This window comes from Bifidobacterium biavatii DSM 23969, from assembly GCF_000741165.1.
Classification (GTDB): domain Bacteria; phylum Actinomycetota; class Actinomycetes; order Actinomycetales; family Bifidobacteriaceae; genus Bifidobacterium; species Bifidobacterium biavatii.
Genome location: NZ_JGYN01000024.1, coordinates 24,348 through 37,548, shown reverse-complemented (window position 1 = coordinate 37,548; position 13,201 = coordinate 24,348). Strand labels below are relative to the sequence as shown.

The following is a 13,201-nucleotide window of genomic DNA, read 5'->3' as shown; positions in this document are numbered from 1 at the left end:
ATTGCGGACTCTCCCTTGCTCCCCTTGCCAGGGGAGCTGTCAGCCACAGGCTGACTGAGGGGTAGTCAATACCCGATACGTTCAACACATATTCTCTCCCCAGTCAGCCACGCTGACAGCCCCCTCGTCAGAGGGGGCCAAGGGGAACTTGCAAAGGAGCAATACTTCATGACCACCGGACGCTTCACCCTTCCGAGCGAATCGAACTTCGCCGAGAAGACCAAGGAACTCGCCGAACTATGGGGCGCGGACGCGATCCGCAACTCGGACGGCACGCAGCTCGACGACGCCGTGCGCAAGCTCGGCAAAAAGATCTACAGCGCGTACTTCCCGACCCGCGCGCACAACGAGTGGATCACCCTGCACATGGACGAGACCCCTCAGGTCTACCTGCTTACCCAGCGCGTGCTCGCCGAAACCGACCACGTGTCGATCGACCTGATGGAGGGCTTCTTCGCCGAGCAGCTGACCCCGAACTACGATGCGAACCCCGCCAAATACTGGGAGGTCATCGACCGCACCACGGGCGAAGTGGTCGATACCGAACGGTGGGAGGTGCACACCGACGCGCACACGGTAAGCGTCGCCGGCGCGACGCCGATGCACGAGTACACCGTCTCGTTCCTCGCGTACATCATTTGGGACCCGGTCGAAATGTACAATCACCTCACCAACGACTGGGGCGACAAGGAACACGAGATTCCGTTCGACATCTATCATCCGGCCACTCGTAAGTTCGTGTTCGACACGTTCGCCAAATGGCTCGAGGAGAACCCCGACACGGACGTGGTGCGGTTCACCACGTTTTTCTACCAGTTCACGCTGATCTTCGACCCGAAGCACAGGGAGAAGATTGTTGACTGGTTCGGCTGCTCATGCACCGTCTCGCCGCGCGCGCTCGATGATTTCGAGGAGCGATACGGGTATCGTCTGCGTGCGGAGGATTTCGTGGACGAGGGTTGTTATAACTCGGCGTGGCGCGTGCCTGGCAAAGCGCAGCGTGATTGGATCGACTTCCTGTCCGGTTTCGTGCGCGAGAACGTGAAGCGGCTTGCTGATATGTCGCATGCGGCGGGCAAGGAAGCCATGATGTTTTTGGGTGATCAGTGGATCGGGACCGAACCGTACAAGGATGGTTTCGCGGATCTTGGCCTCGACGCGGTGGTTGGTTCGATCGGTGATGGTACCACCACGCGTATGATCGCTGATATCAAGGGCGTCAAGTACACCGAGGGCCGGTTCCTGCCGTACTTCTTCCCCGACACGTTCTATGAGGGTAACGATCCGAGCATTGAGGCGTGGGACAACTGGCGTAAGGCTCGTCGCGCGATTCTGAGGAGTCCGATCGCGCGCATGGGTTACGGCGGTTACTTGTCGCTGGCCGCGAAGTTCCCCAAGTTCGTGGACGCGGTCATGCATATCGCCGACGAGTTCCGTGACATTCATGAGAAGACCGGGGGAGAGCCGGCCGAGGGCGAGTTGAACGTTGCGATCCTGAACTCTTGGGGCAGGATGCGTTCGTGGATGGCGTACACGGTTGCGCACGCTTTGCCGAACAAGCAGACGGTTTCGTATTACGGGATCCTTGAATCGCTGTCCGGCATGCGCGTCAACGTGCGGTTCATTAGTTTCGACGACGTGCTTGAACATGGCGTGGACGACGACGTGGACGTGATCATCACTGGTGGTCCGGTCGACACCGCGTATTCGGGTGGTGACATCTGGGCGAAGGACCCGCGCCTTGCGGAAACCTTGCGTGCGTGGGTGCGTTCCGGCGGTGCGCTCGTTGGCGTGGGCGAACCGAGTGCGCAATGGCATCAGGGGCGCTTCTTCCAGTTGGCTGACATCTTCGGCGTGGATGAGGAACGTTATCAGACCTTGTCGGTCGATAAGTATTTCCCGCCCGTCACGGCGGATCATTTCATCACCGCTGACGTGCATGTTGACCCGGCCGCACGCGAGGCGTGGGAGCGGGCCGGCTATCGCATCCCCTTGTCGGGGTGCGGTGGTGGCCAGGGCAAGGCGCCGCTTGGTGGTATTGATTTCGGCGAGCCGATCCTGAACACGTTCCCGGTCAACGAACAGGTGACTTTGTTGCGTGCGGATCATGGCCAGGTGCAGCTCGCGGTCAACGAGTATGGCAAGGGACGCGGCGTGTATGTGTCCGGCCTGCCGTATTCGGCCGCGAACGCGCGACTGCTCGAACGCATCTTGTTCTACGCGAGTCATCACGAGGACCGGTATGCGGCGTACAGTTCCACCAACCCCGAATGCGAGGTCGCGTGCTTCCCCAAGTCCGGCTGGTATTGCGTGATCAACAACACCGATCGGGCGCAAGCTACCGACGTGACCCTGCCCGACGGTACCGGCGAGCATTTCAGCCTCGACGCCAGCGCCATCGCCTGGCGGCGCATCTAAAACAGACCGGTCGGCCTGCCAACCAAGACCGGCCCGCCGCACGCCGCTCCATCCACTCCCGGCATGCGACGGGCCATACTACGCTCTATACGCAAGAACACACGGAAAAGAGGACACCATGACGGACCATGACGCCGCACTCGCCAACATCGCCGCCAGTTTCCAGCTTGAGGGAACGGTCGGCAGCATCGAACCATACGGCGACGGCCACATCAACACCACGTATCTGGTGGTCACTGACCGGCGACGCTACATTCTGCAGAAGATGAACACGTCCATCTTCCCTGACACCGTGCATCTCATGCGCAACATCGAACTCGTCACCGCCTTCCTGCGCGAACGCGGACAGGAAACGCTCGACATCGTCCCCACGCGCGACGGCGCGACATGGTTCAAAGCGGACGACGGGGGAGCGTGGCGCGTCTTCGACTTCATTGAACGCACCGTCTCCTACAACCTCGTGCCCAACGCCGACGTGTTCCGCGAATCCGGCGCCGCATTCGGCGCATTCCAGAATAGCCTGGCCAACTTCGACGCGTCCGAACTGACCGAAACCATCGCGCACTTCCACGACACGCCCCACCGCTTCGAGGACTTCAAGGCCGCCGTCGCCGCCGACGCCAGCGGACGCGCCGCAACCTGCCCCGACGAGATCGCGTTCTACATGAGCCACGCCGGCATGGTCGCGACCATCACCGACGGGCTCGCCGACGGCACGATCCCGCTGCGCGTCACGCACAACGACACCAAGCTCAACAACATCCTCATGGACGAGACCACCGGCAAGGCGCGCGCCATCATCGACCTCGACACCGTCATGCCCGGCTCCATGCTCTACGACTTCGGAGATTCGATCCGTTTCGGCGCCTCCACCGCACTCGAGGACGAGCCCGACCTCAGCAAAGTGCATTTCAGCCCCGAACTGTTCCGCGCGTACACGGAGGGATTCGTCGGCGAATTGCGCGACAGCATCACGCCGCGCGAAGCCGAACTCCTGCCCATGGGCGCGATGATGATGACGCTCGAATGCGGCATGCGGTTCCTCGCCGACTACATCGCCGGCGACGTGTACTTCGCCACCAAATACCCCGAACACAACCTCGTCCGCTCACGCACGCAGATCAAGCTCGTGCAGGAGATGGAGGCGCGCGCCGACGAGATGCGCGCCATCGTCGCCGACGTGATGGAAGGCGGCGATCGCCGATGAGCGACGTACGGAACACCGCGGCGCACGACGTCGCGCACGACGCCGTGTACGCGGCGATCGACGCGCTCGTCGACCACGCGCGGCTCAGGCTCGAACTGGACGCGCGCGACGCCGACTGGACGCGCAACCGCATCTTCGCGCGATTCGGCCTGTCCTCCTACCGGCCGACCGGCGCGACTGCGAACGGCCGCGACGTCGACGAACTGCTCGCCGCGCTGCGCGACGCGCTGCTCGCGGCCGGACTGATCGACGTCGACGACTGGGCTGACACGGCCGACGCGATCATGGGCGCGCTGTGCGCCGCGCCGTCCGCGATCCAGCGCCGGTTCGCCGCGATCGAACGCTCCGGCAACACCGTGACGGACGACGACGAACCCGCGGACGCCGCCCCGCGCGGCGGCATGGACGCGATGCGCTGGTTCTACGACTACTGCGCGAACGGCGACTACGTCAAACGCGCCGCGCTCGGCCGCAACCCGCGCTTCGACTCGCACGGCCTGACCGTGACCATCAACCTCGCCAAACCCGAATTCAAGAACATGAAGAAAGCCGCGGCAGGCAACGCCGTCGCCGGCGGATACCCGGCATGCACGATCTGCCACGAGAACGAGGGCTTCGCCGGACGCGCCAAGCGCACGCTGCGCACCATCCCCGTCACGCTCGGCGGCGAACCGTGGTTCTGGCAGTTCTCGCCGTACGGCTACTTCGACCAGCACGGCATCTGCGTGAACATGCGGCACACGCCCATGCACGTCGACCGCGACACGTTCGGGCACCTGCTCGACTTCGTCGACCGGTTCCCTGGCTACTTCCTCGGCTGCAACGCCGCCCTGCCACGCATCGGCGGCTCCGTGCTCGCCCACGACCACTATCAGGGTGGCGGCGAGATCCTGCCGATGTTCAAGGCCGCGACATGGGCGACGCTCACGCCGCCGAACCGCACGGACGCGACCGTCGAGATCCTCGACTGGCCGGGTACTGCGATCCGTGTCGTCTCCCGCTCACGCGGCGCGATCGTCGACGTCGCCGACATGATCCGCGAGGCATGGGTCGACTACGACGACGCCCAGGCCGGCATCGCCAGCCACGATGCGGACGGCAACCGCCAGTCCGCGCTCTCGCCCAGCGTGATCAAAACTGTCCGCGGCTACGAAATGAGCCTCATCTTCCGCAATAACGCGGTCAGCGACGAGTACCCCGAGGGCATATTCCACGCGCACCCGAAATTCTGGCCGGTCAAGCAGGAGCCGATCGGACTCATCGAAGCGCAGGGACTGTTCATCCTGCCCGGCCGGCTCGTCGGCCAGCTCGGTCTGATCGAGGACGCGCTCGCCGAAGGCCGTCCGCTGCCGGATGAGGTGAGCGAATTTACGCTGGTGTGGAACGAATTGACCGAGGCTCTGGACGGTTCGCGCGACCGCGACGTGATCCGTGCCGCCGTGCGCGACGAACTCGGCAGCATCTGCGAGCGTATCCTCGGCAACACGGCCGTGTTCAAATGCAAGGAGCAGGCGCTGACGTTCCTTGAAGAGATTGGATTCGCCCGGCATGCCCATTGATGGTTCCTGATGCCGCGTCCGCGCTGGCGGTGGCGGGACAATATCCCGACAATATGACGGCGGGGAGCCTGTACGCAGGTTCCCCGCCGTCATTGCGCTCCGAGCCGATCGCGTGCGATGTTGGTATGCCGATGCCCGTCAGCGGTTTTCGATGTGGTCGCGCACTACGGCGATGGCGCCGCCGCGCAGCGTGATGTCGGCGCCGCACTGGCAGCGGCGGATGACGGTGTGCGCGTGGAACGACGACGCCGTAGTCAGATCGAAACGCTGCTGCGCGGCTTCAAGGAACGTGGTGTTGATGATGTCCGGCGGGCCGTACACGCACACGTCGGCGATGTCGAGCAGGCCGACCGGCATCGCCAGTGCCGAGGCGAAACGCTCCGCTGCCTGCCGGATGATCATCGGACGTTCGTCCTTGGACGCTTCGCGCATGAGCTCGCGCAGCACCTCGGGCGTCATCATCATTTCCAGGCAGCCGCGCTTGCCGCACGGGCAGAGCGGGCCGCGTTCCGGGTCGATGGAGATATGGCCGATTTCGCCGCCCGCATGGTGTTCGCCGACCACCGTCACGTCGTCGATGAGCGTGGCCGAGCCGATGCCGCGGCCGAACTTGACGAACAGCAGGTTCGGACCGGCCTGTCCGAAGAACCGTTCCGTGAGCATGGAGCTGATCACGTCGTTGGTGATGACGACCGGCACGTCGAACCGCGATTCCAGCATGCCGCGCAGGTCGACGTCGTGCCAGCCGAGCGCCGTGGAATCGCGGATTACGCCGGACTGGATGACGCCCGGAGCTGCGATGCCGATGCCGATGACCGCTTCGAGCGTGTCCGTGGCCAGCTGGTCGACGAGCTGGACGATCGCGTCCGTGCTGACGGGACTGTCTGGTCCGAGCGCGATTTCCATGCGCCGCTGGGGGCGCCCCAGCAGGTCGGTGACCGCGCCCTGGATCAGATGCGCCTGCGACAGGTCGATGCTGATGACGCGAAGCCGGGTCGTGTCGATGCTGAGCAGCGTGCCGCGCTTGCCCTTGCCGGTGGACGACTCGTGGCCGCTTTCTCGGATGAGGCCCTCGTCGAGCATGTCGTTGACCACGTCGGAGACGGCCACGCGGGACAGTCCCGTGAGCCGGCCGAGCTCGGCGCGCGAATAGCTGTTTTCGGGGAACAACAGGCCGAACATGAGCGAACGGTTGTTGCGGCGCACGTCGGAGGGGCTGGCCTTGGCGGTTTTGCCCGGGGTGTGCAGCGGGAATGCCGCGCGGATATAGTCGTTCATGATCGCTGCTCCCTGTCCGTATGCGCTGGTGTGCGTTGTGCTGCGCGTGCCGTCCGTTATGGTGCGATGGTCTGCTGCTTGGCGTTGGCAGGGCCGTTCGGTTCGGCCGCCTTCCGCGTGTTGCATTATACGATGAAGGCGACTGGGGCGGCTGTGCGGCGTCAATGGCAGGTCATCTTTGACAAACTGTCTTTCTATTGTACAGTCCAAAACCACGACGACAGTCCGATAAACGCCGATAGATGGCGGATTTTCAATTATGTAAGTATTATTAACAATTAAGGATGTCGATGATGTCGTTGCAGGTCGGCAACCCCACGCAAACAGTGAAATAAGTACCGGTGTCGTATGCCCGGGCGCGTCCGTGCATGATCGGACGGCACCGCAGGAAGGAAAGGATGCTCCAATGACGGAAGTCATCATCGTCAAGAACGAGGACGAAGCCGGTGCGATCTACGGCCGCTGCGTCGCGGACCTCATCAAGGCCAAGCCGAACGCGGTGCTGGGCCTTGCCACCGGATCCAGCCCGTTGGCCGCCTACAAGGCGCTCGCTAAGATCGTGCACGAGGAGTCGATCGACGTTTCGCAGGTGCGCGGCTTCGCGCTCGACGAGTATCTCGGTCTGCCGCTGACCCACCCGGAGTCCTACCATTCCACCATTCACCGCACGGTCGTCGAGCCACTCGGCCTCGACCCGGCCAAGGTCCACGTGCCCGGCGACGTGCTCGACGGCGCGCCGCTCGAGGACGGCGACAAGATCGCCGCCGCCGGTCCTGCGTACGACGCGGCCATCGAGGCCGCGGGCGGCATCGACGTGCAGATCCTCGGCATCGGCACCGACGGCCACATCGGTTTCAACGAGCCCGGCTCCTCCCTCGCGTCCGGCACGCGCGTGAAGACCCTCGCCGAGCAGACCCGCGTCGACAACGCACGCTTCTTCGACAACGACATCAACCAGGTGCCGACCCACTGCATCACGCAGGGCATCGGCACGGTCCTCAAGGCCCGTCATCTCGTGCTGCTCGCGTTCGGCTCGGGCAAGGCCGAAGCCATCGAGGAGACCATCGAGGGCGGCGTGTCCGCGTTCTGCCCGGCCTCCGCACTGCAGCTGCACCCGCACGCGACCGTCATCATCGACGAGGACGCCGCGTCCCGCCTGCGCCACAAGGACTACTATCGCTACGCGTTCGAGCACAAGCCGGCGTGGCAGGGCATCTGATCCGTAGTGTGCTGACGGGCTCCTCGCGGGGAGCCCGTTTCGCGTACATGGAAGTGCATGGAAAGGAAGTCGCATGACTGAATCTCGTGAACAGACCGTCGCCCGCGTTACGGCCGCGCTGACCGGCAAGTCGTCGCCCGTCGCCATTCACCGGGCGCGCAAGATCGACGCGCGCGGCGTGCAGGACCACTACTGGGTCGTCGCCGACGCGCAGGGCGTGATCGTCGCCACCGGCACCGACGAGGAATCGTTCGAATCCGCCTGCCGTTCCGTCGGCATCGATCCGGCCGACGATGCGGCGATCATCGACGCCAACGGTCGGCTGCTCACCCCGGGATACGTCGACATTCACGCGCACGGCGCATGGGAGAAGTCGTTCGACGACGGCCCGGACGGCATCGACGTTGCGCGCGCGGGCCACGCCGTGCACGGCACGACCCGTCAGGTGCTCTCACTCATCACCAACCCGGTCGGCGTGATCGAACGCAACGTGCGCAACGTGCGCGCCAAGATGGACGAGCGTCCGGACATTCTCGGCGCGCATCTCGAAGGCCCGTTCCTCGCGCTCGCCCGCAAGGGTGCGCACGATCCTGAATGCTTGAAGGATCCGGTGCCCGAACTCGTCGACGAACTGCTTGAGGCGGCCGACGGCTGCATCCGGCAGATCACCATCGCGCCCGAACTGCCGCACGGCATCGGCGCGATCAGGCAGTTCGCCGCGGCCGGCGTCGTGCCGGCGGTCGGCCACTGCGACGCCGACTACGAGACCGCCAAGCGCGGTTTCGACGCGGGCGCCGGCATCATGACGCACATGTTCAACGCGATGAACGGCCTGCACCACCGCAAGCCGGGTCCGATCCCGGCGGCCGTGGAGGACCCGCGCGTCACCATCGAACTCATCAACGACGGCTTCCACGTGCAGAACCCGATGGTCAAGCTCGGCTTCGGGTTCGCGCCGCACCGCATCGCGTTCGTCACCGACGCGATGGCCGCCACCGACTGCCCGGACGGCGCGTACAAGCTCGGCGCGCTCGACGTGAACGTGGTCGACGGCCATGCCCGGCTCGTCTCCAACGGCGCGATCGCCGGTTCGACGCTGCTGCTGGAGGTCGCCGTGCAGCGTGCGGTGCTCGAGCTCGGCTTCGACGCGCCCGCAGCCGTGGAAGCCGCGACGCTCACCCCGGCTCATGCGCTCGGCCTCGACCGGCCGAACAAGGTCACCGGCGCGCCGCTCGGCCTGATCGCCCCCGGATACGCCGCCGACCTGCTGCTCACGGACCCGGCCACCTGGCAGGTCGAAGAGGTCTGGTGCGCCGGCCGCAAGCTCAAGTAATCCGCGGTTCGCAGCCTCACGGGATGGCGTCGGATATCCGCATATCCGACGCCATCGTCGTTTATCCGGCCGTTGTTCATTTAGCTGCGAGGCGGAAGGCGAGGTCGACGGAGCCGACGTTGTAACCGGTGGAGGCGTAGACGCCAATGATGCGGTCGCCGTCCTTGCGGGCGACGAGAATCATCGGCAGCTTGTCCGGGTCGACGTACATGCCGCGCGTCAGCCGCTCGTAGGTCGTCTCATCGCACCGCCACACGATGGGGGAGCCGCCGTCGAGACGGTCGAACATTGAACGCAATGTGGCGCTCAACGGCGCGTCGACCGGACAGGCGGCGAACACGACCGGAATATCGGGGACCTTGCCGGCAGTAGCATCATCGGCGGAACCGTCATCGTGCGTACCGCGATGCAGACGTGCGATCAGCTCGTCGAGCACGTGAATGCTCGGCTCCGAACCGTGCGCGTCGAGGATCGCCACGATCGCACGATCGGGCAGCAGTTGCGACAGATGCCGCGTTTCATCTGAGCTGTTGTGACCGGCGCGGCGATCGCATGCCGTCTCGGTTCCGTCATCGGCCGCGCTCGTATCATCGCACGTCGTTGCGTGGAACGTCGCATCATCGACGACGATGTGCTCCAGCAACTCGTCCTCGCTCGGCTCGCGCATCACCAGCGTCACAGCCCGCACCTCGCCGGCATCCAGTCGGAACGTCGTCTCGTTGGTCTGTTGACCGCCGTTCGGCAATCGGACCGTGGTGATCAGCCGATACAGTCCCGCCTCGACGCTCAACGTCATACGGTCGTTGTCCCAAGCTCGCTCCCACAGGTCGAGCGAGGCGAAATCGGTGCCGTGCGCACCGTCGACCAGCCGGCCGAGACTCCAATCTGTACCGTACGCGGGGTGTCCGCCGGCCGGCGCGACGACGGTGAGCGCCGCCATTCGTTCGGTGGAGGCATCAGCATTATCGGCTTCGTGCATTACAGGCAGATGATGGAACGCATCGCCTTGGAAATACTCGGGTTCGCCGGTCTGCGGATCGAACCGCGCCGGTATGCCCAGCGCGCGGCAGACGGTCACGAACGCGGTGTCCAACGAACGCGGCGTGCCAATGCCGGCCGTCAGCATACCGGTGGGGGAGATCGGCTCGGGCGTCTCCTCTGCGGACCGCTGCGCATCGATATGATCAAGCAGATACTGCCGGACCAACTGCGGTTGGGCGCGCAACGTAACCGTGTCGACCGTCCGCTCGAGCATGGCCTGCAGTCGTGTGCGGTCGCCGGCCAGCGGCTCGTATCCGACGCGCGGGTCGAGTACGTACCGCGCGTACCGATCATATCGGTCGGATTCCGGAACGTCGGAGAGAGCGGTATCCAGCGCATAGTCGCGTATTGCGGCGGCCGAACGAACGGCATCGTCCAATGCGGCTGCGGATACGTCGCACAGGTCCTTGACACTCAACGCCGACAGCATAGCGAGACGGTCGCGGTCGGCGACGGCGGGATCGGCATCCGTGTCGGCGAGCAGGAATCCGGCGATGACGGGCGCGTTCGCACCGGCGGAGGACAACAGGGACGGGATGATGCCGGCGGCGTTGGATGACACGGACCGGTACCGATCGGCCAACGCCTGACGTGTTGTTGCGTCGATGAGATTGGCGAATCCGGCCACGCGTGCGGCGCGCATCGATTCGGCTTGCGCACGGCGTTCGATGGTACGACGTTGCTGTTCGTCGGTGAGCGGCAGGCTGCGCGGCGTGCCGCTTGGGGGAGCGATAAGGTCGATGGGGTGCCAGGATGGGGCGGAGGAGGTGGCGGGTGGCAGGATCTCTCCACTCGCTGCGCTCGGTCGAGATGACAATGAAGAAACGTTTTGTCGAGACGACAGGACGACGGTGACGGCATCGGTGTCGGCGGTGTTGACGATGACGTCGGCGAACGTGCCGTCGTGGCTGACGTGCACGCGGATGCTGCCCTTGCCGAGCGTCATACAGGCGCGGCCCTGACCGTCGCTGACCGCGGTCGCGATCGGGTAGTATTCAGCCATGTTCAGCAGTTCGAACGCCACATTCGCGCCAACAACCAGCCGTCCGTCGCCGTCCGTTACGGTCACCGCAAGATCGGTCGTCGGCGCATAGTCGGCGGTCAGATTGCACAGCAGCATCGTGCCGTCGCCGCCCGCGCTCGCCGACGCGTCGACGTTGCCCTCGGAAAAATCGCAAAACACGCGCGCATGCACGAGCATCGCACGCGTCGACGCCTTGTCGAACCAGCCGCGGTCCGGCACCTCCTCCGGCTCGCACGCGCCGAGGAAGTGCCAATGGCCGTCCACATACGCCTCCACCCACGCATGGTTGTCGTCGCAATGCGCCCAGCGCGGCGTGTACACCTGCCGGGCCGGAATGCCGATCGCACGCAGCGCGGTGACCAGCAGCGTCGACTCCTCGCCGCAACGGCCGAGGCCGAGGTTCAACGCGCCGATCGCGTTGAGCGTGCGGTTGTCGGACGGATGATAAGTGACGTGCTCGGCGCACCAGTAGTTCGTTTCGAGCATCGCATGCGTGGCGTCAAGCCCCCGCACGCGGTCGATCAGTTCGCGGTGGCACAGCGGGCGGCAGTCGGCTAAAGCTTCGTTGTTGATGCGCGGCCAGAACACGTAATGGACGAACAGGTCGACCGGCAGATCGCGCGTCCACGACATCGTGCGACGCAGCATCAGCGCATGGTCCGCAAACGAGAGCAGCACGGACGGATCGCAGTCGATGACATCGTTGGCCGGCGGCGTGCCGTAGGCGAGCCGCATCAGCGTCAGTCGGTCGCCGGACAACGTATCCATCAGCGACGATGCCGCAGGAAGCTTGGCGATCAGATCGGCTCGTTCGGCGAAACGGCGGTCGGCATACTCGCGCAGCTCGCCGTCGAGAAGGGGAAACATACTCATGAGCCACCAGCATACGTGGATTGGCGGCTCATGAGCGGGACGACGTTTTCGTGTCGTCAGTGGAGCTGGCCGTCGGTGATGAAGAAGGCGTGGGCGTCGCCGTGGCGTTTGTTATCGATGTAGCGGCGGAACAGGGCGAGGCGTTCGACGGTGCTCTTGGCGAGCGGCTGGGGGAGCGCGTCGAGATCGAACCAGCCGACGTTGCCGTCGGGCTTTAGGAAGGGTATGGACCAAGCTTAGAGTGCGAGCACTTCGGCGGTACTGTCCAGCATGATGTCACGTATCTCGCCGTAATTGGGGTCCATCGACATGATGCTGACTACGGTTTCCTGGTCGGGGATGACGAGACAATATTGGCCGTATCTGCCGTCGCAGAGAAAGGCTCCCGGCCACGGCGCCATCCAGAACTGGTATCCGTATCCGTATGAGTGACTCGCTTTTTCCTTATGGTCTGGGTCGGTGTCGATGTGTTTGGTCGTCGCATCCCGTACATATCGTTCGTCGACGAGATGCAGACCGTTGAAGACACCGTTCTGGCAGAGCATCTGTCCGAAATTGCCGAGTTCGTCGATGGTGAGGTATAGGCCGTTGGCGGCGTGGACGTGACCCTGCGGGCAGAGTGTCCAGTCCGGATTGCCGATGCCTAGAGGCTCGAACAGACGGTTGCGCAGGTAGTTCAGTAGATTCTGTCCTGCCCGTCGTTCCACGATGCAGCTGGCGATGTAGGTGTTGAAATTGCTGTACAGGAACCGTGTACCCGGCTGGTTCGCGAAATCGGCATGGAAGAAGTACGAGATCCAGTCATGAACCCGGTATCGGTTCTCGTCCTCCGAGAAGAACAGCGGATCGCGAAGCCCGGAGCTCATGGTGAGCAGGTCTCGCACGGTGACCGCTTGAAGATTGGTGCTGGGGTTGTCTGGAACGTATTCGGGAAGGGCGTCGCATATGTGTTCGTCGAGTTCGGTCAATCCTTCCTGAATGGCCAGTCCTACGCCGATGGATGTGACGCTTTTGCTGACGGAGTACATGTTCAGTCGGGTTTTGCGTGGAAGTCGGTGCAAGTCGGCGGTGATTTTTCCGGCTCGTCGTGTTTGTATGTAGTACACGTTCAGGTGTCGTTCCTGTGTGCGGGTCGCGATGAGATCGGCGATGTGTGCTGTTTCGTCCATGATTGGTTTCCTTTCGTTGATGTGCTGATGTGTGATGGTGGCCGGAGCGGTGATGAAGGCTCCGCTGAATCGTCGGCTTT

8 protein-coding genes and 1 pseudogene are annotated in these 13,201 nt (G+C 64.1%); 5 read left to right on the top strand and 4 right to left on the bottom strand.

Annotation, left to right across the window (positions count from 1 at the left end):
• Nucleotides 1–168 precede the first annotated feature (168 nt).
• The 3 genes from gnpA (at nt 169) to BBIA_RS08795 (ending at nt 5,184) form a co-directional block, all read left to right on the top strand.
• Nucleotides 169–2,418, top strand: coding sequence for a 1,3-beta-galactosyl-N-acetylhexosamine phosphorylase (gene gnpA, locus BBIA_RS08805; RefSeq protein WP_033496241.1), 2,250 nt, complete (start codon nt 169–171; stop codon nt 2,416–2,418).
• Nucleotides 2,419–2,536: 118 nt separating this feature from the next.
• Complete coding sequence (locus tag BBIA_RS08800; RefSeq protein WP_033496243.1) at nt 2,537–3,625, top strand: phosphotransferase enzyme family protein; 1,089 nt, start codon at nt 2,537–2,539, stop codon at nt 3,623–3,625.
• Entirely contained in the window at nt 3,622–5,184 is a 1,563-nt protein-coding gene (locus BBIA_RS08795) for a galactose-1-phosphate uridylyltransferase (protein WP_051923933.1), read from the top strand. The genes BBIA_RS08800 and BBIA_RS08795 overlap by 4 nt, the downstream gene beginning before the upstream one ends.
• Nucleotides 5,185–5,322: 138 nt before the next feature.
• Here the strand turns inward: BBIA_RS08795 and BBIA_RS08790 are convergent, their stop codons facing one another.
• Nucleotides 5,323–6,462, bottom strand: coding sequence for an ROK family transcriptional regulator (locus BBIA_RS08790; RefSeq protein WP_033496245.1), 1,140 nt, complete (start codon nt 6,460–6,462; stop codon nt 5,323–5,325).
• Between the two features lie 406 nt (nt 6,463–6,868).
• Here BBIA_RS08790 and nagB point away from each other — a divergent pair, with 406 nt between their 5' ends.
• Together nagB and BBIA_RS08780 are read left to right on the top strand one after the other, a co-directional pair.
• The gene (gene nagB / locus BBIA_RS08785) at nt 6,869–7,681 is read left to right on the top strand and encodes a glucosamine-6-phosphate deaminase (RefSeq protein ID WP_033496247.1); all 813 of its coding nucleotides are present in this window, start codon (nt 6,869–6,871) and stop codon (nt 7,679–7,681) included.
• A 73-nt stretch (nt 7,682–7,754) separates the two neighbouring features.
• On the top strand, nt 7,755–9,014 hold the full coding sequence (locus BBIA_RS08780; protein WP_033496249.1) for an N-acetylglucosamine-6-phosphate deacetylase: 1,260 nt from the start codon (nt 7,755–7,757) through the stop codon (nt 9,012–9,014).
• A 76-nt stretch (nt 9,015–9,090) separates the two neighbouring features.
• Here BBIA_RS08780 and BBIA_RS08775 read toward each other — a convergent pair whose 3' ends face one another.
• From BBIA_RS08775 to BBIA_RS08765, 3 genes and pseudogenes are all read right to left on the bottom strand, one after another.
• Complete coding sequence (locus BBIA_RS08775; protein ID WP_081892198.1) at nt 9,091–11,952, bottom strand: transglutaminase domain-containing protein; 2,862 nt, start codon at nt 11,950–11,952, stop codon at nt 9,091–9,093.
• A gap of 56 nt (nt 11,953–12,008) precedes the next feature.
• Nucleotides 12,009–12,155: pseudogene (locus BBIA_RS15115) on the bottom strand (NUDIX hydrolase); the annotation flags it as partial.
• Nucleotides 12,156–12,188: 33 nt separating this feature from the next.
• Nucleotides 12,189–13,121: a serine hydrolase domain-containing protein gene (locus BBIA_RS08765; RefSeq protein WP_051923932.1), complete on the bottom strand. Its 933-nt coding sequence runs from the start codon at nt 13,119–13,121 to the stop codon at nt 12,189–12,191.
• Nucleotides 13,122–13,201: the final 80 nt, after the last annotated feature.